Genomic DNA, 23,537 nt, shown 5'->3' with positions numbered 1-23,537 from the left:
GAGAAATTGTTGAAAGTTGAACTTTGTATGTATTCCTATGTTTCATTTAATTTTTCATGTAGTTCCATATGACAATTGAAACATAGTAATTGGCACTTTTTTAATTCTCTATCAAGTTTCTTTAGTGAATAATCTAACATTTGTCCAACGGTTTTTTCTTTTCCCTTTGGGTTTCTATGATGAAACGTTAGTACTGATAAAGATTTATTATATCCACACAATTCGCATTTACCACCCAATTTATCTACTGCATATTTTTTTCTTTCAATTTGAATTTCTTTTCTCCTTTTATTTCTATAATTTTTATATTTCTCTTGACTCCTAATCCTCTTCAAATAAATCTTTTGACAATTCCTACACCTCGCCCTATATTCTGGCTTGCCTGTTTGCGTAAAAGAATGCTGCCATTGGCATAATTTTATCTTTCCGCATTCTTTACATTTTCTCCTTATTTCATGTGGAAAAGAATTTATATCTATTTTTCTCTTCCACATTCTTTTTAATTTATTTCTTTTTCTTAATGTTTCCGGTGAATTTTTCATATAATCATAGATTATACTATAATTATAACACAAACGGTAATACAAAGAAATGATGATTGTCAGGCATAGCTAAGGTATATTTCACAATACCCGGCAAGGTAGTAGTGTTAATCAGCTCTATATTCTAAAATCTTAAAGCGATCCGAATTCTCCGAATAGATTATATGTGTTTTTTTTCGGATGGGCGCTTTCGGATACCCCGAAACCGAAGGTCGAGGGTTGCGCTGTTCGGATGCTGTAGGTTAGGATCGCTTTAATCTCTTAAATTCCTCTCTCGCTACTTTTCTATCATCCCATGGTATTTTCTTGCCTCCGGCTATACATATACAAGGTTCAGAACCTTTACCTGTAATGACTACTATGTCTCCTTTCTTAGCTTCTTTTAGGGATTGTCTAATTGCTTTTCTTCTATCTAATATCTTTTTTGCTTTTAATCCCGCTCCTTCTGCAACTTGATTTATAATTTCCATTGGGTCTTCATTATAAGGATCTTCATTGGTAATAATAATATTATCACAATACTTTGCTGCGATTTTTCCTAAAACAGGTCTTTTCCACTTATCCCTGCCTCCGCCAGCAGCACCTAAAACACATATCATTTTTTGAGAACCAAAATTGTTTTTAATTGTCTGGTAAACCTTTTCTAAAGCGTCAGGAGTAAAAGCATAATCAACCAAAACTTTAAATGGCTTTGAAATTACTATTTCCATTCTGCCTGGAATTCCCTCTATTTTCTCTAAGGCTGACTTACAGGTTCTTAAATCGATTCCTTGAGACAAACCAACACAAATTGAAGCTAAGGCATTATAAATATTAAAGTTACCCAGTAATCTCAAATTAATTTCGCTATTGTTAACAGAAAATTTTATCCCTTTATCTAATATTAAGCAATTCTTTGCTTTGACTACTTTTATTTTTTCATCTTTAATCTTTAACTCTGAATTTATTGTATATCCATACTTCTTTTCAGCTGGAAACTTTAAAAAATATTCAATGTTTTTGTCGTCTAAGTTTAGAATATGGATATTTCCAGTAGTTTTAAAAAGTTTTCCTTTAGCTTCACGATACTTTTCAAAAGAGCCGTGAGCTTCAATATGTTCTGGTGTCAAATTAGTAAACAAAACTACATCAAAATCAATAAATCTATGTCTATGTTGCTTTATTCCTTCTGAGGTTACCTCCAAGACAGCATACTGACAATTATTGTTTAAAGCTTGTCTTAAAAATCTTTGCATCTTAAAACGACCCGGCATTGTCATTCTTAAAACATTCTCTGTTTCCTTTTTTCCAATTTTAAATTTTATTGACGAGGAATAGGCAACCGAGAAACCTGCTTCCTCTAAAATCTTAGAAGCCATTTTAACCACGGTTGATTTTCCGTTCGTTCCTGTTATTCCAATTACCTTCAATTTTTTTTGATAAGAGGGAAAACAATAAATAATAGCTGCCAAAAGCGCTAATAAAAAATGGTACCAGCTTATTAAAAAAGGAGGTAGAATCTTCCTGATTAAATTTTTTAATTTATTAAAAATTTTCATATTACAACCTCAATAGCTCTAAAATAATTATATCACGAATCTATCAAAATTCAGTGTTTAATTTACGAAATTATTTATTACGAAACCCGACCATCAGGGATTTGATTAAAAAATCAAAATAGTTTAGAATATTTGTAGCACTACTATGCCTATCACTAAATCTGCCAAAAAAGCATTGCGCCAGAGCAAAAAGAGAAAAAAAGAAAATCTCAAAAAAAAGAAAAAATTAAAAAACCTTTTAAAGAAGGTTAAAACTTTGGTTGCTCAAAAGAAAATAGGAGAGGCAAAAAAAATCTTACCCGAGGTATATAAGACTTTAGATAAAGTATCTAAAATCGGACTAATCAAAAAAGGTACTGCAAGAAGAAAAAAATCAAGAATAACAAAATTAATAAATACTAAATCTCAAACACCAAACATCAAATAAACAATCCAATTTAGACATCGCACGTCCACGGCGATTGTTATATTTCTGCAATAAGTAATTCCAATGCTGCCTCCGGCCCTATCTTACCTGTTTTTACGGCTAAATCTACTTCAAAAATTTTCTGGTAGATTTTTTTTAGTTCTGAAATTTCAAATTTTTTCGCTAAAAGATAACTTTTTTTAACAACAAAAGGGTGTAAATCAGTTAAAGTAAAGGGGGAAAGATTTTTTATAATAAGGTCTTTAATAATAAGAAGGTTACGAAACTGAAAGTTAATCATTGAAAAAAGATAAAAAGGACTATCACCTTTTTCTAAATGAGCTTTTAATAAATTCAAAGCTTTCTTTTTATCTTTTGAAGCTATAGCATCAATTGTTTTAAAAATATCTGATTCAATCTTTGGCTTTACCAAAAGCTCAACATCTCCTGCTTTAATCTCTTCACCTGTTTTAAAAGTGGATAGTTTTTTAATCTCATTTGCCATTTGCCAAAGATTGTTATCAACAAAAAAAATAAGCTTATCCAGTGCCCTATCTTCAATCTTAGCTTCCAATTTCTCAAATTCCTTTTTCGCCCAGTTCTTTAAGTTAATGCCTTGCAAAAACTTAAATTCTTGAGCTTCGGCATGTTTTTTTAAAAAAGTAAACAAGGGGTCTTTTTTTGAAATTTGATTTTCTACATAAAATACTATTATGTTTTTAGAGTCAACAAAAAATTTTTCTTTTTCCATAAATTTTTCTTTAAACTCAGTGCTTGAAAAAGAATTGGTTAAAATTATCATTTTTTTCTCTTTAAACATCGAGGATTGTCTTGTATTGTCATAAAAGTCTTGAAAATTTAACTTACTGCAATCAAAATACTTTAAATTCAAGCCGCTTTTATGAAGCTTATTATATCGCTTAATTATCTCACTTAATTTCTGGCGAGACCTATATGTATCAGGACCGTAAAGAAAAATAATCATAGTGTAATCTCAATTTATTAAACCGAGCGATGAATTATAAAATCAATATCGAGTACAGTTATTTTTCCATCGCCATCTAAATCCTCTTTCTCTAATGTTTTAGCACATTTATGACAATTATAAATTGTCTTTAAATATTTCTTCTCTAATAATAGTGGAATAAAGTCATAGAATTTTTTCTTGTTGGAATATTTTAATTTAAAAAACTCATAAAGACCCTTTGTACCTTTAACGGAGTTACATTGTCTACATGCCCATATTTGATTGTGAATACTTTGTATTGTGCTACAGGTTTTACACTCCTGCTTAATGAGTAGTGATTTTGGTACAATATGCTCCTTATGAAGATTATTTTTAGTACCACAATATATACATTCCTTCTTAGCTTCGACAAATTGCCAATCTTCTCGAGTTATGTCAGACCAGGACTTGCTACCATTTTTAAACTCCAGAAATGTTTTCTTTATGAAACCGAAGTGTTTTTTCTTTGCTTTTCTTCCATCTTGAACCTTGAAAGCACTTTTTGTAATAATTTTAGCATATTGATAAAAAATAATATCCCGAATTGTTCTAATTCCTATAATCCTCCTATACTCACTAGCATTTTTATACCTAACCATAAATAAAAATATTCTTAAAAATCTAAAAAAATTATTTTATAAAATAGTTAAAAGATGGACAAATGTTTTTAAGTATACATTCTCTACAAAGTGGTTTCTTCGCTAAACAAACATTCCTTCCATGTTCTATTAAAAGGCAACTAAAATTTCCCCAGTCTTTTTTTGGAATTATTTTTATTAAATCTTGTTCAATTTTATTTGGATCATCATTTTTTGATAATCCTAACCGTTTTGATAATCTCCTAACGTGAGTATCAACAGCAATTCCTTCTATTCTCTTAAAGGCAAAAGTAAGAACGATATTTGCTGTTTTTCTTCCAACTCCTGGTAGGATTGTTATCTCTTCCATTTTTCGTGGTACTTTTCCTTTAAATTTCTCTATTATTTTTTGGCAAGCAGCGATTATATTCTTTGCTTTATTTTTATAAAAACCTGTAGCTTTTATGTCTTCTCCAAAAATCTTCAAATCAGCCTTTGCGTAATCTCTTACATTTCTATATTTCTTAAACAGATTTTTTGTTACTCTGTTTATTCTTTCATCGGTACACTGTGCAGAGAGAATGGTTGCTATCAAAAGTTCCAATGGATTACTAAAATTCAAGGCAAGTTTAACAGAAGGGTATTCTTTCCTTAATAATTTAATAAGTATTTCAGTTTTTTGAATCATATTATTAATTATTAGAAATTCATCTTTAAAAAAATGAACATTACTATTATCACAGTGGTGGATTACCACCAACTATTAAAAGTTTGCACTTTAGTTTTAATTCCCAATTTCGTCTCTAAAATTTTTAATACTTTTCCCAGTTCTTCTTTCGAAGAAATTACGTTTTCCTCAATATAGTGAGCAATTAAATCATCTAAATTCTCATAATCCCATTGTTTCTGTAATTTTTTGAATTTCTTCATCTCATTTATAATAAGATTGAAATAATATTTATCCATATTCTTTTTTGTTAAATTTTAGATATTTTCTGACCTTTATTTCAACTTATTTATAATATGCATTAAAAGATAAAACTAGTTTAATATTAAAAAAGGTCTTGTTGATAGCTTTTGCCGTTAAACCCCTGACTGTTGTTTCTACTTCTGGTAATTCAGGCATTATTTTAAAATGGTTACCCGCCATGAATTGGAACAGTGAAAGAGAAAATTGTCACTTTCTTTTTTTATTTTACCATAGCTTTAAATTTTTCCTGTCTGCTATTGTTTTTTCTTTATTTTTAGGCAATCTTTTAATTAAACTATAAAACTCCAGTTTTTCGAGTATCTGAATAATCTTTTCTTTATCGTATTTACCCCACTGAATCTTCTTGGGAGTAAAACTAATTGGAACATTTTTTTCAATTTCAGCTAAATCTTTGCTAAAAAAGGCTTGTTCTTTTTGTTGAAGTAATGCTTTCTTTATTTTAGGTTTTACGTTATTAAACTTTTTATTTTTTTGTTTTAATTGTTTATAAATATTCTCAAGCGTTCTAAATTCTTTTAGCAGATTAATTGCTGTTTTTTCTCCAATACCAATCACACCCGGGATATTATCTGAAGGGTCTCCTTTTAATGCTCTAAAATCAACCAGTTGATTAGGATTTAATCCCGAATACCTCTCATTGACTAATTTCTCGTCATATAAAATTGTATTTTTTACTCCCTTTTTTAAAAGGTATACCTTTGTATGTCTGTCAACTAATTGAAGGGTATCTAAGTCTCCGCTTAAAATAATTGTTTCCACTTCTGGAAAAATTTGTTTCTCAGGAAATTTTTTGCTGATTGTACCTATGATATCGTCTGCTTCAAAACCTTGTTTTTCAAAAATGGAAACATTAAAAATTTGTAAAATCTTTTTTATTCTGGGAATTTGCTCATAAAGCTCTTTCGGAGTTGGCGGTCTTTTTGCTTTATAATCTTTAAACTTTTTATGACGAAAAGTGGGGGCGGGAAAATCAAAACAGGCTGCAATAAAATCTGGCTGAAACTCCTTAATTGCTTTAAAAAAAACTAACAAAAATCCGTAAACAGCATTAACCAACTCTCCTTTTTTAGTAGTTAAGGGCGGCAGGGCATGAAAAGCTCTATGTATAATAGAATTACTATCAATGATGATTAATCGTTTTTTTTGTTGCTCCATTTTAATCAAGGATTAGTCAAGATGAAATTTTGACGGTGATTTTTCTTTTATTTTTATTATAAGAACCTGGCTTTGCCAGAACCTTGAAATGCTTTGCATTATAAGAACCATGAAACGCTTTGCGTTTCAGAACCTTGAAATGCTTTGCATTATAAAATTCAAAAGTAATCAGAATTGTTTTTGGGGGCAAAACTTTTTGTATATGGTCAGCCCACTCAACAGCGACAATATTTCGAGGGTCAGAAGTAATTTTTTTAAAACCCAAACTTAAAACCTCTTTTGGTTTTTTAATTCGATAACAATCAATATGATAGAAAAAATTAAAGTTCTCATTAGAAATCTTGAACTTTTTAAGAATTACAAAAGTAGGGCTTAAAACTTTTTCTTTGATTCCCAACCCTCTGGCAAACCCTTGTAAAAAAGTTGTTTTTCCTCCCCCTAACTCTCCCTGCAAAGCCAAAACCTGAGCTTTTCTGCCTCTTCTTTTTTTATTAAGAATTCTTTTTGCCAAACACTCTCCTATTTTCTTTGTCTGAGAAGAATTATTAGTTATATATTTTAATACCATTTACTTGTCTAAAAATTTTTAAGGGAGATTATAATCTCTCCTCAAGATTGACTTTTTAAAAAGAATGAGATAAATTCAATTAATTAACCTTTAGATTATTTTCATTTTAAACTCTTATGCCTGAAATTTCAAAAAAGATTACGGGGCAAGTAATAATCCCTACTGAGATTCTAACTGAAATCCAAAAAGAAATAAAAAACCTTCCCTCTTTTAAAGATAAAATTGAAGATTCTTTAAAGGGAAGACTGACTGAACTCTTGGAGATTATTTTAGGGGGAACGATTAATTTAGGCGCTTCTGATATTCATATTGAACCTAAAGAAAAAGAGGTAAAAATCCGAGTTAGGATTGACGGTCTTTTACAGGATGTTTTTTCTATCGACAAAAAAATATATCAAAAACTTGTTTCAAGAATTAAGCTTGTTTCAGGGCTTAAGTTAAATATTGATGATCGGCCTCAGGACGGCCGATTTTCTGTTTTAATACCAGAAGATGTGACAAAAGCTATAACAAAATCTTATATGATAGAGATTAGAACCTCCACCCTTCCAACAGAGTATGGAGAAACAATAGTCCTGAGAATCTTAAACCCTAAAAGTTTAATTGACCTGGAAACTTTAGGATTAAGAGAAGATTTATTGAAACTCGTTAATAAAGAAATAAAAAAACCTAACGGCATGGTGATAGTTACAGGCCCTACGGGGTCTGGTAAAACTACTACTTTATATGCTTTTTTAAAAAAAGTTCAAAAGCCAGAAAACAAAATCATTACTATCGAAGACCCGATTGAGTATCACTTAAAAGGCATCTCTCAGACCCAGGTAAATCCTGCTAAAGGTTATGATTTTGCTAATGGTCTAAGGTCTATTATGCGTCAGGACCCTGACGTTGTTTTAGTAGGAGAAATCAGGGATTTGGAGACAGCCAGTATCGCTCTTCAAGCTGCTTTAACCGGACATCTGGTTTTTACCACTTTACACACAAATGATGCAGCCGGTACAATCGCCAGACTGCAGGCCTTAGGAGAAAAACCGATTAATATAGCTCCGGCTATAAATATAGCTATTGCTCAAAGGCTTGTCAGAAAGGTCTGTAAAAGCTGTTTTAAACTTGAAAAAATTTCGCCTTCTGATTTAAAAAAGCTTAAAAAAGCCTTAAAGGATATTCCAAAAATAAATAAAGGTTGGAAAATAAAACCTGAGATAAAAATTCCTAAAGCCGTAGGTTGTAAAGATTGTAATTTTACCGGTTATCGAGAAAGAACCGGATTATATGAAGCTTTCTTAATTGATGATGAATTAGAAAAACTTATTTTAACTTTTCCTTCCATCGCTGCTTTAAGAGAAAAAGCGATAAAAAAAGGAATGATTACTATGTATCAAGACGGAATGACAAAGGTTTTAGAAAAAATAACCACTATTGAAGAAGTAGAACGGGTAACAGGCGAAGAGTAAAAAGCCCCAAGGCTGGGGGTCACTAGGTATTAGGAACGCAAAGCTTAGAATTTTTCCGAGGAGTAACTCAGCCTGAGCCAAGTTATCCGACTAAGAAAAACTCCCAACCCCCAGCCTTGGGGCTCTATTTATATTCTTTATTTTAATATATTATGGAAAATTTGTCAACCCCTCCCACTACCTTTTTATCTTCTATATTAAAAGCAGGTATAATACTGCTTTTAATTTTTATTACACTTCCTGTTAAAGCAGCTAGTCCCTTTGATATTGTTGTTAACGAAATAGCATGGATGGGTACTAAAACTTCATATAGTGACGAATGGATTGAGCTATATAATAATACCGATTTATCAATAAATCTTGATGGATGGTCGCTAAAAGCCGCTGACGGCACTCCAGAAATTAACCTTACAGGAATAATCCCCGGTAAGGGTTTTTACTTATTAGAAAGAACTGATGATACTACTCTTCCTGATATAGTGGCTGACCAAATATATACCGGGGCTTTAAATAATAAAGGAGAGTATCTAAAGCTTCTTGATAAACAAAATAATCTAATTGACGAGGTAAGTTGTACTAATGACTGGTTTGCGGGCGACAACTCTACCAAACAAACAATGGAAAGAAAAAGCCCCCAGCTTACTGGAAATAATTCTAAAAATTGGCAAATCTCCCAAAATTCTGGCGGTACACCAAAAACAAAAAACAGCTTAAAATCCATAGAAGCAGGGTTTCTGGAAATTGTGAAAGAAACCGAACAGCCGAAAGATAAAAAAGAGGAAGAAGCTGAAAAAGAGGGATTAGCTGCTGTCGGTAAACAGGTTTTTGAAGAGAAGCCTGATTCTTCTGATGTTTTTTTAATTGCCCTGGCCTTAGCTGTATTCTCCGCTATAACAATCTTATTTTTAAAAAAGAAAATAAAAAAATTTGATTTATTACCAAAAATAAGATAAGGTTAATTTAGAAAAATACTTATTAACTCACTAATTTATTTACTAATTCACTTATTTTTATGTCAGGACATTCTCATGCCAGAACCGTAAAACATAAAAAAGACCTGGATGCTAAAAAAAGAGGCAAGATTTTTTCGAAAATGGCCAGATTAATTTCCGTTGCAGTAAAAGAAGGGGGACCTAATCCTGAAATTAATACTAAATTACGAATAGCTATTGAAACGGCTCGCTCTTATAATATGCCCAATGACAATATAGAGAGAGCTATAAAAAGGAGCAGCGGAGAACTTACCGGAGAAAAACTTGAAGAAATTCTTTTTGAGGCTTATGGTCCAGCAGGAACAGCTCTCCTTATTGAAGGAATCACCGATAACAAAAATAGAGCTCTCGGAGAGGTTAAAAAAACATTAAACCAGTATAACGGAAAATTAGTAAAAGAGGGAGCTGTAAGATGGATGTTTGAAAGGAAGGGGTGTATTACTATAAATATAAAAGAACAAAAAGAAGAGTTACAAAATAAAGAAAACCTGGAATTAATAGCTATTGAAGCCGGGGCCGAAGATGTTGGCTGGCGCAACGGTAATTTAGACATCTATGTTAGTACTGAAAGTTTGGAAGAAGCAAAAAAAATATTAGAAGAAAAAGAAGTTAAAATTGAATCAAGCTCCTTAGATTGGAAACCTAAAGAAACAATTAATTTAAAAGAAAAAGAAAAAGCTTCTTGTTTAAAACTTTTTGAAGCCTTAGATGAAAACGATGACGTACAAGACATATACTCTAATGTGGAACTATGATTGTCTTAGGTATTGATCCCGGTACGGCTAATACGGGTTATGGGATTGTTAAGAAAGCCAAAACTTTAAAGTGTTTAAACTATAATGTAATTCATACTGTTCCTAATTCAAATCCAGGGGAACGCTTAAGAATAATAAACAACAAGCTCTCTAAAATAATAAAAGAGTATAAACCTGACGTTTTAGCAATAGAAAACGTTTATTTTTTTAAAAATTTAAAAACAGCCATTCCTGTCTCGCAAGCTAAAGGTTCAATTCTTTTGACGGCAGCGAAAAAAAAAGTTCCGGTCTATGAATTTAGCCCTCTTCAGGTAAAGTTAGCAATTACCGGGAACGGGCGGGCGGACAAAAAAGAAGTTCAGAAAAAAATAAAGAAAATGCTTAAACTAAAAGAGGTTCCAAAACCAAGCCATGCTGCTGACGCCCTGGCAATTGCCATCACTTATCTTCTAAAGGAGGCTTAAAACAAACTTCTATTCTTAAATTATTTTTATAAACTTTTTTTTACCGATTTTAATTACAGAACCTTTTTTTATTTTAACCACCTCTCGCCAATTTTCCTTTAAAACCTTATCAATTTTAATTGCTCTTTGTAAAATTAATCTTTTTGCCTCAGATTTTGAAGCAACTTTTTTTGTTTTTAATAAAAGAACCAAGATATTAAGTTCTTTTTCTTTTATCTTTATTTCCTCGATTTTTAATGGCAGTTTCTTTTCCTTAAAAACTCTATTAAAGTCTTGTTCAGCTTTTTTTGCTGCTCTTGTCCCATAATAAATTCTAACAATTTCTTTGGCTAATTTAGCTTTTAAATCTCTTGGGTTAACTTTCTTTAATTTCAACATTTTTTCCATTTTTTTAATCTCGGCTAAAGGACTTCCAACACATAACTCAAAATAATGAGTAATTAAATTATCTTTCAAAGACATAATTTTTCCATACATCTCGTTTGGTTTATCGGTTAAATTAACAACATTATTATAGGTTTTACTCATTTTCCTACCATCTAAACCGGTTAGCAAAGGAACTGTTAAAATAAACTTTTCTTTCTTATTATAAATCCTTTGTAATTTCCTCCCTACCAACATATTAAAAGTTTGATCGGTGCCACCTATCTCCAAATCAACGTTCATTGCTACCGAATCATAACCTTGCATTAAAGGATATAATAATTCACTTAACCATACCTCTCTTCCTTGTTTTAATCTTTTTTGAAACATATCTCTTTCTAATAAACGGGAGGTGGTAAAATGAGAAGCTAAGGCTATTAAATCTTTAAATTTAAGTTTTGTTAACCAATTAGAGTTGTATTTAACTTTAACTTTAGAAATATCAAGTATTTTTGCTACCTGTTTTTTGTAAGCAGTCATGTTTTCTTTTATCTGAGTCAAGGTTAAAGGTTTCCTTTTTTTATCTCTTTCTGAAGGGTCACCAACCTGGGCAGTAAAACTTCCAATAAGAAAAATTATTTCATGCCCAAGGTTTTGAAATTCTTTTAATTTTCTTAAACAAACAGCATTCCCAAGATGAATGTTAGGAGATGTCGGATCAATCCCAAGATAAAGCTTAATTTTGCGTTTTCTCATCAAGCTCTTTAATCCTTTTTTGCCTGGCAAAATCTGGCTTACTCCTTTACTTAAAACTTCTTCTATTTTTTTAGGGTTGCTGTTAATCATATTTTTATCATAAATTAAAATTTAAAAATTTCAACTCTCTTTTTGAAAAAAAATAAAAAGTAATTATAATGATTAGATAATATGCCAAAAAGAAAATATTATAGAAAAACCTATAAAAAAACCAAAAAGAAAAAGAGGGGTATAAATTTAATCATTAAACTTATTTTTTTCTGTTTTCTGTTTTCTGCTTTTTGTTTTCTCTTCCTGTTTATCTATTATGCCAAAGACTTCCCAAGACCTGAAATATTTACCGAAAGACAACTTGCTCAATCTACTAAAATTTATGATAAAACGGGCCAAATCCTCTTATATGAGATTTACGGTGAGGAAAAGAGGACCTGGGTTTCTTTAGACTCCATACCCTACTATTTAAAACAGGCTGTAATTTCAGCTGAAGATGCGAATTTTTATAATCATTTTGGAGTTGATTTGAAAGGAATTATTAGAGCTGTTTTAGCTGATTTAAAAATCGGAAGGCTTGTTTATGGAGGTTCCACAATCCCCCAACAGTTGATTAGGTCCACCTTTCTATCGTTAGAAAAAACGCCCGAGAGAAAATTCCGTGAAATTATTTTATCTCTCGAATTGGATCGTCGCTACTCTAAAAATGAAATTCTTGAATGGTATTTAAACCAGGTTCCGTTTGGTCAAAACGCCTATGGGGCGGAGGCAGCAAGTCAAACCTATTTTAATAAATCTGTATCTGAAATTTCAGTTTCTGAATCAGCTGTTTTGGCTGCCTTAATTCAAGCTCCCTACCGTCTTTCTCCCTATGGAGAGAATAAGGATAATCTTTTAGTTAGAAAAGATTATGTTTTAGATAGAATGGTGAAAGAAGGTTTTTTATCTAAAGAAAAAGCTGATGAATCTAAAAAAGAAGAGATAAGCTTTATTGAAAAATCAGTTCAAATTAAAGCTCCTTATTTCACCTTATGGGTAAAACAACAGTTAGAAAAAAAATATAGTGAAGAGTTTTTAAGGAAAAAGGGGTTAAAAATATATACTTCTTTAAATTGGGAAATCCAACAAATGGCTGAAGGGATAGTAAGGGAAAGAGTTAAGGAAAATAAAATATACAACGCTCATAATGCGGGTTTGGTAGCAATTAATCCAAAAAACGGTGAAATTTTAGCTATGACAGTGGGAACGGGGAATTATTATGCTCAACCTTTTCCAGAAAACTGTATTGAGGGTCAAACTTGTTTATTTGATCCTCAATTTAACGTGGTGGTTGGAACGGAAACTAATCCTGGCCGTCAGCCCGGTTCGGCGTTTAAGCCTTTTGTCTATGCTACCGCTTTTCAAAAAGGATATAATGACAAAAACACTGTTATAGACAAACTTACTAATTTTGGACCTTGGGGAGGAGAAGATTATATCCCCAAGAATTATGATGGTATTTTCCGGGGAGAAGTAACTTTAAGAACTGCCTTAGCTCAATCTCTTAATGTTCCTTCAGTAAAAGTTCTCCTTAATTTGGCGGGTTTACCAGAAAGTATAAAAACAGCCAAAGATTTAGGTATCACCACGTTAAATCCTCCTTACGGACCCGCCATTGTTCTGGGCAGCTGGGAAGTAAAACTATTAGAAATTACTTCTGCTTATGGGGTTTTTGCTAATGATGGTCTAAGAATCCCCCCTGTTTCTATTTTAAAAATAGAAGATTCATCTGGAAGTATTATTGAAGAAAACAAAAAAACCCCAATGAGAGTTTTAAATAATGAAACAGCACGTTTAATAAATAATATTTTATCAGACAATGAGGCTCGAACTCCCATGTTCGGCCCTTCATCAAATTTATATTTTAAAGATTATCAAGTAGCAGCTAAGACCGGAACAACTCAAAACTCTAGAGATGCCTGGACAATTGGATATTCCCCTTCGATAGTTGTTGGGGTTTGGGTGGGCAATAATAATAATGAAGCTATGTCGGAAAAACCAGGAGTTGTTTTAGCAGGACCTATTTTCCATAATTTTATGGAACAGGTATTGCCAGAATTCCAAAAAGAAGAATTTAAACCCCCTGAACAAGAACCCAATATAACTCCATAAAATAATGCTTTCTCAATTACGAAGTAATTACAGGGAGCGGAGCGACTGGTTCCTTCTATGAATTATTTCACTTTAAAAAAGTGTTTTTTTGTTGGATTAACTAGCCTTAATGGGCATTATTATATAAAGATAGTCCTGGCTGCCCAGGGGTTTTAAGGCAGCCGGTCCATCTTCGTTTGTTAGTTCAAAATTCAATTCTTTTCCTTTTACTTCTGAAATACCATCAATTAAAAAGCGGTGATTAAAAGAAATCACAATATCTTTTCCCTTAATATTTCCTTTTGAAAACCCTTTATACTCCCCCAAATCAGGGCTCTGACTAAAAACATTAATTTTTCCTTTTTTTGAATCAATACTTAATTTAACTTCGTTTATTTTACCACTGAAAAGACTGGCCGTTTTAATCTGATTTAGAAAATCTTTCTTTTGAACCTGAATTTGGGTTTCATATTTTTTAGGTATTATTTCTTCATAATTTGGGTATTCTCCTTCAATAAGCCGTGACGTAAATTGAATTTGAGGTTGAGAAATTTCACCTGTTATATATTCAAATAAAATTTGATTGGGTGAAAGGTAGATTTTTAAATCACCTTCTTTTTCGCCAAAAATACTAATAATTTCTTTTGCTGCTGAGTGAGGAAGGATTAAAGAATACTCCTTAGAAAGATTTGTTTTAATGAAGATTTTTCTCTCGGCCAATCTAAAACTATCGGTTGCTACCATTTTAATTAAATCTTTTTGAAGAATTAAAAAAATTCCTGAAATTTCGGGCCTTGTTGTAGATGGGGAGGGAATATTAACAATTTGATTTAAAGCCTGGCAAAACTTAGAATTAGAAATACTAACACTCTCTCCTTCTTTTGGTTGAGGAATAATTGGGAAGTCTTCCGGATTCAATCCCTTTATTTTAGTAGTATAATTTTCACACTCCAAAGATAGGGTAAAATCTTTTAGTTCTAAGCTTATGGGTTTGTCGGGTAAAAAATTAAGAAGGGTGGATAAAAATCGGGTTGGAATACATATTTTTCCTTCTTTTTCTATCTTAGCTAAGTTCTGCCAACTTATACCCGACTCTAAATTAGTTGTTGAGAGTTTTAAAAAATTTTTTTCCGCCTTTAAAAACGTATTCTGTAAAATAGGTAGGGTTAAGGATTTTTGTGAAATTTTTTCAACTATATTTATACCCTCTTTTAATTTTTCTTTTAATATAATTAATTTCATTGTTATTGTTGTTGTTATTGTTTATTCTTTGGTTTTTTAGAGGAAATGAATTGGGTAATATTTGGGGATTTTTTCGGGATTTATTGTGGATAAATTGTTATTTTTTAAATTGTATATTTTCGGCCTTTAGTTTTCTTAATTTTTTCCCCATATTTATCCATATAAAATTCTCTGTCTTATTAACCCGATTTCCTGGTTTAAACCTTCATCTTTTTCTATTTCTCTATTGATTTTTTCACAGGCATGAATAGCCGTAGTGTGGTCTTTACCGCCAAGCTTTCTACCGATAAAGGGAAAGGATGCTTTTAGTTCCTTTCTTAATAAATACATTGCTATCTGCCTTGGGAGGACAATTTCTCTTTTTCTTGATACAGAGATTAAATCTTTTTCCCTTAAATCATAAAAATTAGCTACTGTGTGAATTATTCTCTTTGCATTAACAATTTTATTTTGAGAAGAAATTAAATTTTTTAATAGAGATTTTGTTGTTTTTAAATCGGGCTGAGAACCATTTAATTTTTGATAGGCGATTAATATATTTAGGGCCCCCTCTAACTCTCTAATGTTTCGTTTAATAATAGAGGCGATATAGTTTAAAATATCTTCGGGGAGTTCAGTCTTTCTTTCCTGGCATTTAGATTTTAAAATAGCTATTCTTGTTTCCAGGTCGGGAAGAGATATGTCAGCCATCATCCCCCCCTCAAAGCGGGACCTTAATCTTTCCGTTAAGGATGGAATAGCTTTTGGCGAGTGGTCAGAAGAAAGAACTATTTGTTTGTTTTTTTCATATAAACTATTAAAAGTATAAAAGAATTCTTCTTGCGTTTTTTCCTTGCCGGCTAAGAATTGAACATCATCTATAATTAAAACATCATTTTTTTGATATTCTAATTTAAGTTTTTCAATTTGACGATTTCTAATTGCAGATATAACCTCTGAGACAAATTTTTCCGTTGGGATGTACTTGACTTTTTTTTGGTGGAAATTCTTTATTATTTTATTACCAATAGCTTGTAAAAGATGAGTTTTTCCCAAGCCAACCCCTCCATAAACAAAGAGAGGGTTATAAACCTTGCCAGGGTTTTGCGTTATTGCCCATCCTGCTGCGTGAGCCAATTCATTGAAGGGTCCCACGACAAAATTGTTAAAAGTATATCTTGGGTTAAGATTTGTTTCTCTTTCAACTTCAAATTCTTGAAACTCTAATTGCTCGGTTTTCGGAAAGAAGGTTATCTTTTTTAGAGTTTTTAAACCTGTTTTTCCCGTTTCATACCTTACCCCCTTAATTTGTTTATCTAAATTATGTAAGACCTTAAAAATAGTTTTATTATATTTTTGTTCAAGCCATTCTTTAGCGAATGAGTTAGGAACGGAAACAAAGACAAGCCCATCTCTCTGGGAGACAATCTGGGTATTTTTAAACCAGGTTGCAAAATTTGCGGAGGAAATTTGTAATTGAATTTGGGCTAAAACTGCCTGCCAGAGCTCTTCTTGGTTCATAAAGAATTAGGCGATAAATTCCGCAGTAATTATGCGGATTTTTAATTTTAAGAAAGAATGCTTTTTTTTGTAAAATAAGTCCGGGGTTAATTCTTTTATTCTTTTGTTCTTCTATAATTATACTACAAGTCAAGAGAATGTAAAATTAGGGTAAAGATCCCTGTTTTGTTGATAAACTGGGTAAAAGTTGTGCATTAGTGTTCCTAACTTTTAAATAAAAATTCCAACTTAAACGTGTTAAAGGAACTTAGTTCCTTTTTTATTTGTAAAAATTGACTTAGTTTATTTTTGTGCTTAAAATAAATAATATGTCTATTACTTATCATCCTAAAAAAAGAAAAAGAAAGAAAACACACGGTTTTTTAAAAAGAAAAAAAACCAAGACAGGAAGAAGAGTTTTAAAAAGAAGAAGGAGAAAAGGTCGGAAAAGACTAACAGTATAACTCAATGTTGCCAAAGAAGAATCGATTGAGAAAAAAAAAGGACTTTGAAAAGGTTTTTAAAAATGGTAAGGGTTTTAAGGAAGATTTTTTAATTTTGAAAATTAAAAAAAATAAAATAAAAGAACTTCGTTTTGGATTTATAGTTTCTCAGAAGGTTTCCAAAAAAGCTGTTGTCAGAAATAAAGTTAAAAGAAGACTTCGCGAAGCAATTAAAGAAATAGCAAAAAATATAAGTAAAAAGGCAGACATTGTATTAATAGCCCTTCCAGGTTTGGAGACAAAAGATTTTCAGACAATCAAAAAAACAATAGAAAAGCTATTTAAAAGGGCAGAAATTTTGAACTTTTGATTACTTCGTAATCAAGAAATTTATGAATTTACTCACAGAAACTTTTCACACCTTATTGTATCGACCGTTGTTTAACGTCTTGATTTTATTATATAAATATTTACCCGGTAATGATTTTGGTTTGGCGGTAATTGTTTTAACTTTTTTACTGAGATTAATTCTTTATCCGTTAATGACACAGAGTATAAGATATCAACAGACCGTGAGTGAAATCCAGCCCAAAATTCAGGAAATTCAAAAAAAATATAAGAATAATCAAGAACAACAGGCAAAAGAAATAATAAACGTTTATAAAGAAAAGAAAATAAGTCCTTTTAGCGTGTTTTTACCATTATTAATTCAATTACCTCTTTTAATTGCTCTTTTTCAGGTGTTCAGGAGCGGCCTGCAGCCAGAGTCAATGAATAATCTTTACGGTTTTATTTCCCACCCCGGAGAAATTAACTATCTTTTTTTGGGTTTAATAAGTCTCCCTGAACCCAACATATTATTGGCAGTTTTGACCGCTGTTGTTCAATTCTTTCAATTAAAAACAGCAAGCCCAAAGATAAAATCTAAAAAAACAAAGAAAAAAGACAGTATTTCGCGGTTTTCAGAAATGACTCAAAAACAAACGCCTTATTTCCTTTCTGTTTTTACTTTTGTTTTTCTTACCAAACTACCAGCAGCTCTCGGACTATATTGGATAACCACTTCTTTGTTTTCAATGGGGCAGCAATATATCTTAAGAAATCATGATAAGCCCAAGTAATTTAGAAGAAATTAAACAAATTACAAAAGAATTTTTTAAAAAAACTACTTTTGATGTAGAAATTGAGTTTTTACCTCAAAAAGACATTACCCTGCCCATAAACTTAGAAACAGAAGAGCCCCAGATTTTAATCGGGGAAAAAGGGCAGACCTTAGTTGATATACAGCGCTTATTAAAAGCAATTTTAAAAAGAAAAATTCAAGAAAACTTCTATATTGATTTAGATATTAACGGCTACAAAAAGAAAAAAGTTGAGTATTTAAAAGAATTAGCCAGGTCGGTTGCAGATGAAGTTTCTTTAATGAAAGAAGAAAAAAATCTTCCCCCTATGCCAGCTTATGAAAGAAGAGTTATTCATATGGAATTAGCAGAGAGAAGCAATATAGCTACAGAGAGTATTGGCAAAGAACCTGAAAGAAGAGTAATAATAAGACCCTACCCTTGACAAAATTTTAAAAGTATATATTATATAAATAATAGAACATTTAAATAAAAATATATTAAAAAGTGGTGATAATAGAATGAAAAAGAAGATTAAAATAGCTATTGTTGCTGTGGTGTTGATTGCTATTATGATATCTGGAGGGATAGGACTTGCTTGCTATCTTATGCAGATGTCAGAAAATGAAATAGAAGATGGAGTTCCAGGAGAAGATGAGGATGAAGAAATAATAGACGAAGAACCAGACGAAGAACCAGAAGAAATTCTACCTGAAAGAAAAATCCTTTTTATTTCACAAGGAAAAACATCAACGGGAGAGACATTTTGCAATATATCCATTATTAATGCTGACGGAACAGACAAGATAGAGATTGATACAGGAATTTTTTCCCATTCTATCTTTTTTCCCCATTTATCACCTGATGGGGAAAAGATTGCCTATACTATATCCTCTACCTTATATGTTATAAACACTGATGGCACAGGTAAAACTGTGCTTGATGAGGGATGTAGTGTTGCTGAATGGTCACCTGATGGAACAAAGCTTCTCTGCCGTTGGAATATGTCTATACATGTCATTAACGTTGACGGAACCGGAAAAATTCAACTACTTGATAACCCCTTCACTGCTTTCTGGTCACCTGATGGAACAAAGATTCTCTGCCTTGGCTGGGATGGCTCTTTATATGTCATTAATGTTGACGGAACCGGAAAAATTCAACTTGATAGCTGTGGTGGACACCTACCTTCTTGGTCTCCTAATGGAGAAAAAATTGTTTACGGAGATGATTCTGGATACCTTTGTATCATAAACGTTGACGGAACGGGAAAAACTAAGATAGATGATGAAAAAATAGGAGGCAGCCGCATTAGATGGTCACCTAATGGAGAAAAAATTGCCTACGTAATTGAACAAAATTCAACTCTCTGTTTTATAAATCCTGATGGAACAGGTAAAACTAAGGTAGATTCTGAGGTAGACAAGTGGGATAGTTGTTTAATTTGGTCGCCCGACGGAACAAAGATTCTCTACTATAGTAATTTTACTGCGGGAAATATCTATTATATTATAAACACTGACGGGACTGGTAAAATAGAATTGGGTAGAGTATATGTAGAAGTAGAATCTCCTTCCTGGTCGCCTGATGGACAATGGCTTGTTTATGCGGTCGGTCCGTCTTATGAAGACAGTTACATTTACACTATAAGGTCTGATGCTACGGCTAAAACTGAACTTACTCAAGGTTACTACGCTGAATGGCTTCTATAATCAAATTTTAAAACGAGGGAGTTTTATTTAACCCCTCTTTTTTTATTAGTGCGAGCATAAAAGATTTACTAAAGAGTTCCTTCTTTAGCTTTTTTTATCCTTAAAACCTCTTCAGGGCTGGTGGTAACTATTTGGTCTTCGGTGTAAGAAGCTACCACTTTCATAGCCACATGCTTTTGTCCTGCAAAAAATATTCCTTCCCCTACCTCAGCTTCCAATAAGATGTATTTTTCCTCCTCGGTTAAGTTAAAAGCTTTTTTTACAGCATCAATAGTGGCTGGTGATTGTTTCATTAAAATCTGCAAGGAAGAGTTGGTAATAATTGGTTGTCCGTAGGCAGACTTCATAAAATCATTAAGGTCTTGCGATATAGTGGTTACCCCTAACCAATATTTTCTACCCCTCTTACAGATTCCATAAAGGAAAGAAGCTCCATCTTCGTTTTGCATTATCCACCAAGCCTCATCAACAACTAAAACTCTCTTTTTTAGTTCTGACCTGACTTTATTCCAGATATAGCGCATAATGATAAACATTGCTATCGGTCTTAATTCATCTTCCATATCCCTTATTCCAAAAGAAACAAAAGGTTTATCCATAGTGATGTTTGTTGGTTGGTTGAAAAACTGAGAAAAGGTTCCTTTGGTAAATTTCCTTACTCTTCTTACCAGTGACTCAGCTCCTTCCATTCCCTCTAAAACAGCTTCAAAATCCTTCATTAGGGGTATCCTTTCCTGCCAGGTGGATGGGTTGCTTTCAGGTGTAATATCTTTTGCAGCATAGGTTTCAGCTAAAGCCTGGTCTATAATTGCATCTTCTTCGGGTGTAAGCCCTCCCAACATAATTCTCAAGAGTCCTACTAAATTGATAATATTTGACCTCAAAACATCTTCTGGTTTTTCATCTTCTCTTGGAGTAGGTAAATCAAAAGGATTGATATGATTTGGTGAAGCTAAAGAAATATTGAAAAAAGAGCCTCCTACTGCCTCAGCTAAGTGTTTATACTCGTTTTCGGGGTCAAGGACCATTACATCAACCCCTAACATTAAAGACCTTATAATATCTACTTTAACAGCGTAAGAGTTATGAACAAACATCCCTTCAGCACCAGCCAAAAACACTTCATTATCAACAGTTAAGTCATAAACATATTTCTCTTTTTTGTTTTTAATTCTCTTAATTTTAACAATTGGGTCCCAGAAAAGATCAGAATCGGCTAAAATTTTCAGTTGAGCCAATTTTTCCTCAACCTGAGGAATTTTATTTACTAAAGTCTCTTGATAATTTTGCCAAATAAACTGAGCGGCTTTTTGAATTGTTTCGTAATTTGTATTACTTTCAGGTCTTGTCACTAGAGCTGATTGTAAAGAGGGATCGTAATATTTCACAGGAAGACCCATTTCTTGAAAGCCTAAATGGATTGTTTTTTTAAGATTTTTTAAAGAATAAAATTGATCATTTACTGTTTCAATTATTTTAAAAGCATTACGGCAAAAGGGTTTAACTCCTTCATTTTTTACTACTCGCCAGTTCTGACCCAAAGCTTGCCATAAAGCCCTATTTAATTTTTTATTATTCTTCCCTAAATTAACTATTGTAACTAATTCTGGGAGCTCGCTTAAGATTCTAAAAGTAGAAGCTAAATCTTTAAAATGCTTAATTCTTTCTTCAATTTTATTGATTACTTTTAGTAAATGATGAGGAGAAGGATGACGAACCCCTCTTTTCCATTCAGATATTTCTGTTATTCCATAAAGATGAGGAGAGAAGAGCTCGTAAATCTCTTTAAAGATGGGTTCTAATCTTGGAATGATATCGACATTGGTGTTCCCCTCTTTTTTAATAGTTTCAGAAAGTTGTTTCCTTTTTCTTTCCGAAATAAAATTAATATTCTCGGCAAACTTCCGGAGGTTTTTTTGTCCTGAAATAGTAATCTTCCAGTAAACCTTCTTATACTTCCAATTAGGAGCTTTCTTTTTTGCCTTTGATATTCTCCCAATAATTCCAAAATAATATAGAAGATAGCTGATTTCTGAAATTAATCTTTTAGATTTTGAGACTGCTGAAATATAAACATTATTTTCTACTCCTCCATCTCCTTCAAAATAAGCTGATAAATATTTAGCAATTTTTTCTTTTTTTAAATTAAATATAACCGGTAAAATTTTCTTTTGTTTTGATTTTCCTTGCCCCCCTAAAGCTTTTACTATTTCTATAAATACTCGAGAAGCAATGACTATACCTCGGTTTCCATAATAAAAAGGAACTTTCAATTTCGAAAGAGAGCAATCTATTTCCCTAAGAACTTCTCTATCTTTATTACTAATCATTATGAAATCGGCTCCAATTGTTCCTTCAGCTGCAATGAAACCAGCTAGCTTTAAAAACTCTGACGTGATTTGAAAATTAACATCTAAAGAATATTGCTTTTTCCCGTTTTTTGAAATAACTTTTAAGTTTTTAAGTTTTAGGCTATTAGGTTTAATTTTAAGGTAATCCAATATTTTCCAGAGATATTGAAGAGGAACACGACGGCCAGATTTATAATTGTAAAGATAGCGATTAAAGCTTTTATCTAAATTAGCCCTCTTTAATTTCTTATAATTTTCTCTAATTAAATGTTCTCCACCTGTTACATAAATCCCTTTTGAATATCTAAGTAATTCTAAAAGATTTAAAGATTTTAAAGGAGAGTCAGTTTCAGAGACCTCCCGGGGTAAAGGAACAAATTCACCCTCTCTTATTTCAGAGCTTTTAGCGGCCACTATTTTCCCATTTTTTAGAATCAACATATTATGATCGCCAGTTGTAGTAATTTTTCTACCACTCTTAGTAGTGAATTTATAGAAAATTTTTGGCGCTTTTTTTCTGGCGGCTACCGTAACCTTTGACCACTTTCCTTTTAAGTTTTTATCAAAACTATAAACTCTAATTTCAGGATTAATTACTCCTTCTAATTCTTCATCAATTTGAGTTATCCCGTGTTTTTTAATTAACTTTTTCACTAAAGGCCCTATTTTTATTAATTGAACTTTATCTTTATTTTTTATTAAAACTGGTTCAGAACCGAGGATTGACTTTCCTGAGCCCGCCTTACCAAATAAAACTTCATTAGCATTTTCCAGACTAAAGCGGTCAAATAAAATTAAAGAATTGTTGTGTCTGTTAATACCGTATAAAATTCCTTCACTGGAACTCAGGTCAAAAGAAACAAAGGGGAAGGTTGATGAAAGGGGAGCGGTGTTCATTGAGGTGTAGACTCGAAGTTGGTCTAAACCATAAGGAGCTGTAGAATTAAAACCCTCCAGCTGTTGGTAAAGAGCAGGTTTAATATAAATTAATCTTGACTCCAACATCGACCTTAAGGTTGTTTCCACCTCTTTTAATTGCTGAGTGTTATCTCCGAGAACGGTTAAATAAACGCCAAGTTTAAACATCCTTTCTTGGGCAGTTTGTAATTTATCCCTTAAATCTTCAAGGTCTCTATATGCAATTTCTAAAGCAGGGTCTCTGATAAGCCCCTTTTCCTGTCTTTCCATAATTTCAGCCGTAACCTCTGTCACCTTCTTTCTTAACTCTTTTAAAATGGTTCCAGTGTCGATAGGATTGATGTGAACAGCAATGTTCATTGGTGTGTCCAGATTAACAATGGGAGAAAACCATCCGGTAGTTATATATCTTGGATAAGAAAAGATAAAAAAAGACTTGGCTAATCTTTTACCCAATTTTAAATAGTCTGGTTTTAATGAGGTGAGGGCTGAAGGAGCAATAATATCTTTTATCCCTATTGTTGTAGCTTCAAAGATTTGTTTTGGAAGCTCTTTTCTTTTTTTAAAAAATGGAAATTTCAT

23 protein-coding genes are annotated in these 23,537 nt (G+C 32.1%); 11 read left to right on the top strand and 12 right to left on the bottom strand.

The window, feature by feature from the left end; translation table 11 throughout:
• Positions 1-35 precede the first annotated feature (35 nt).
• Both IB617_01050 and IB617_01045 read right to left on the bottom strand, forming a co-directional pair.
• Positions 36-542, bottom strand: a complete 507-nt coding sequence (locus IB617_01050; protein UZE93404.1) for a hypothetical protein — start codon at positions 540-542, stop codon at positions 36-38.
• A 242-nt stretch (positions 543-784) separates the two neighbouring features.
• On the bottom strand, positions 785-2,080 hold the full coding sequence (locus IB617_01045) for a UDP-N-acetylmuramoyl-L-alanyl-D-glutamate--2,6-diaminopimelate ligase (protein ID UZE93403.1): 1,296 nt from the start codon (positions 2,078-2,080) through the stop codon (positions 785-787).
• Between the two features lie 145 nt (positions 2,081-2,225).
• Here IB617_01045 and rpsT point away from each other — a divergent pair, with 145 nt between their 5' ends.
• A complete protein-coding gene (rpsT, locus tag IB617_01040) occupies positions 2,226-2,507 on the top strand; it encodes a 30S ribosomal protein S20 (protein UZE93402.1) in 282 nt (93 codons plus the stop codon).
• A gap of 37 nt (positions 2,508-2,544) precedes the next feature.
• On the opposite strand, the gene holA is transcribed toward rpsT, so the two are convergent.
• From holA to tsaE, 6 genes are all read right to left on the bottom strand, one after another.
• On the bottom strand, positions 2,545-3,471 hold the full coding sequence (gene holA / locus IB617_01035) for a DNA polymerase III subunit delta (GenBank protein UZE93401.1): 927 nt from the start codon (positions 3,469-3,471) through the stop codon (positions 2,545-2,547).
• A 17-nt stretch (positions 3,472-3,488) separates the two neighbouring features.
• On the bottom strand, positions 3,489-4,091 hold the full coding sequence (locus tag IB617_01030; protein ID UZE93400.1) for an HNH endonuclease: 603 nt from the start codon (positions 4,089-4,091) through the stop codon (positions 3,489-3,491).
• 31 nt (positions 4,092-4,122) lie between these two features.
• The gene (nth, locus tag IB617_01025) at positions 4,123-4,758 is read right to left on the bottom strand and encodes an endonuclease III (protein ID UZE93399.1); all 636 of its coding nucleotides are present in this window, start codon (positions 4,756-4,758) and stop codon (positions 4,123-4,125) included.
• Between the two features lie 62 nt (positions 4,759-4,820).
• Positions 4,821-5,036 carry a hypothetical protein gene (locus tag IB617_01020; GenBank protein UZE93398.1) on the bottom strand — a complete coding sequence of 72 codons (216 nt, stop codon included), beginning with the start codon at positions 5,034-5,036 and terminating at the stop codon, positions 4,821-4,823.
• A 229-nt stretch (positions 5,037-5,265) separates the two neighbouring features.
• Positions 5,266-6,216: a hypothetical protein gene (locus tag IB617_01015; protein ID UZE93397.1), complete on the bottom strand. Its 951-nt coding sequence runs from the start codon at positions 6,214-6,216 to the stop codon at positions 5,266-5,268.
• 16 nt (positions 6,217-6,232) lie between these two features.
• Entirely contained in the window at positions 6,233-6,784 is a 552-nt protein-coding gene (tsaE, locus tag IB617_01010) for a tRNA (adenosine(37)-N6)-threonylcarbamoyltransferase complex ATPase subunit type 1 TsaE (GenBank protein ID UZE93396.1), read from the bottom strand.
• A gap of 116 nt (positions 6,785-6,900) precedes the next feature.
• Between tsaE and IB617_01005 the strand changes: the two genes are divergently transcribed.
• The 4 genes from IB617_01005 (at position 6,901) to ruvC (ending at position 10,449) form a co-directional block, all read left to right on the top strand.
• Positions 6,901-8,238, top strand: coding sequence for a type II/IV secretion system protein (locus tag IB617_01005; protein UZE93395.1), 1,338 nt, complete (start codon positions 6,901-6,903; stop codon positions 8,236-8,238).
• Between the two features lie 152 nt (positions 8,239-8,390).
• Positions 8,391-9,191, top strand: coding sequence for a lamin tail domain-containing protein (locus IB617_01000; protein UZE93394.1), 801 nt, complete (start codon positions 8,391-8,393; stop codon positions 9,189-9,191).
• 59 nt (positions 9,192-9,250) lie between these two features.
• Positions 9,251-9,985 (top strand): YebC/PmpR family DNA-binding transcriptional regulator, encoded by a 735-nt coding sequence (locus IB617_00995; GenBank protein UZE93393.1) that lies wholly within the window; start codon positions 9,251-9,253, stop codon positions 9,983-9,985.
• Complete coding sequence (gene ruvC / locus IB617_00990; protein ID UZE93392.1) at positions 9,982-10,449, top strand: crossover junction endodeoxyribonuclease RuvC; 468 nt, start codon at positions 9,982-9,984, stop codon at positions 10,447-10,449. Before IB617_00995 ends, ruvC begins: the two co-directional genes overlap by 4 nt.
• 15 nt (positions 10,450-10,464) lie before the next feature.
• Here ruvC and IB617_00985 read toward each other — a convergent pair whose 3' ends face one another.
• Positions 10,465-11,658: a tyrosine--tRNA ligase gene (locus IB617_00985; protein UZE93391.1), complete on the bottom strand. Its 1,194-nt coding sequence runs from the start codon at positions 11,656-11,658 to the stop codon at positions 10,465-10,467.
• 81 nt (positions 11,659-11,739) lie between these two features.
• On the opposite strand from IB617_00985, the gene IB617_00980 reads away from it, so the two are divergent.
• A complete protein-coding gene (locus IB617_00980) occupies positions 11,740-13,710 on the top strand; it encodes a PBP1A family penicillin-binding protein (protein UZE93390.1) in 1,971 nt (656 codons plus the stop codon).
• 96 nt (positions 13,711-13,806) lie between these two features.
• Here IB617_00980 and dnaN read toward each other — a convergent pair whose 3' ends face one another.
• A complete protein-coding gene (dnaN, locus tag IB617_00975; GenBank protein ID UZE93389.1) occupies positions 13,807-14,931 on the bottom strand; it encodes a DNA polymerase III subunit beta in 1,125 nt (374 codons plus the stop codon).
• Positions 14,932-15,084: 153 nt separating this feature from the next.
• The gene (gene dnaA / locus IB617_00970) at positions 15,085-16,431 is read right to left on the bottom strand and encodes a chromosomal replication initiator protein DnaA (GenBank protein ID UZE93388.1); all 1,347 of its coding nucleotides are present in this window, start codon (positions 16,429-16,431) and stop codon (positions 15,085-15,087) included.
• 308 nt (positions 16,432-16,739) lie between these two features.
• Between dnaA and rpmH the strand changes: the two genes are divergently transcribed.
• The 5 genes from rpmH (at position 16,740) to IB617_00945 (ending at position 19,686) form a co-directional block, all read left to right on the top strand.
• A complete protein-coding gene (rpmH, locus tag IB617_00965) occupies positions 16,740-16,874 on the top strand; it encodes a 50S ribosomal protein L34 (protein ID UZE93387.1) in 135 nt (44 codons plus the stop codon).
• A 4-nt stretch (positions 16,875-16,878) separates the two neighbouring features.
• The gene (rnpA, locus tag IB617_00960; protein ID UZE93386.1) at positions 16,879-17,223 is read left to right on the top strand and encodes a ribonuclease P protein component; all 345 of its coding nucleotides are present in this window, start codon (positions 16,879-16,881) and stop codon (positions 17,221-17,223) included.
• A 22-nt stretch (positions 17,224-17,245) separates the two neighbouring features.
• On the top strand, positions 17,246-17,974 hold the full coding sequence (locus IB617_00955) for a membrane protein insertase YidC (GenBank protein ID UZE93385.1): 729 nt from the start codon (positions 17,246-17,248) through the stop codon (positions 17,972-17,974).
• Positions 17,958-18,419 carry a KH domain-containing protein gene (locus IB617_00950; protein UZE93384.1) on the top strand — a complete coding sequence of 154 codons (462 nt, stop codon included), beginning with the start codon at positions 17,958-17,960 and terminating at the stop codon, positions 18,417-18,419. The genes IB617_00955 and IB617_00950 overlap by 17 nt, the downstream gene beginning before the upstream one ends.
• Before the next feature lie 76 nt (positions 18,420-18,495).
• Positions 18,496-19,686 carry a PD40 domain-containing protein gene (locus IB617_00945; protein UZE93383.1) on the top strand — a complete coding sequence of 397 codons (1,191 nt, stop codon included), beginning with the start codon at positions 18,496-18,498 and terminating at the stop codon, positions 19,684-19,686.
• Positions 19,687-19,754: 68 nt separating this feature from the next.
• On the opposite strand, the gene IB617_00940 is transcribed toward IB617_00945, so the two are convergent.
• A complete protein-coding gene (locus IB617_00940) occupies positions 19,755-23,537 on the bottom strand; it encodes a hypothetical protein (protein ID UZE93382.1) in 3,783 nt (1,260 codons plus the stop codon).

It is taken from the genome of Candidatus Nealsonbacteria bacterium (genome assembly GCA_026016225.1).
GTDB lineage: Bacteria > Patescibacteriota > Minisyncoccia > Minisyncoccales > JANBVM01 > Nealson33H.
The sequence above is the reverse complement of the archived record's forward strand: the minus strand, read 5'-3'. Positions and strand labels throughout refer to the sequence as shown.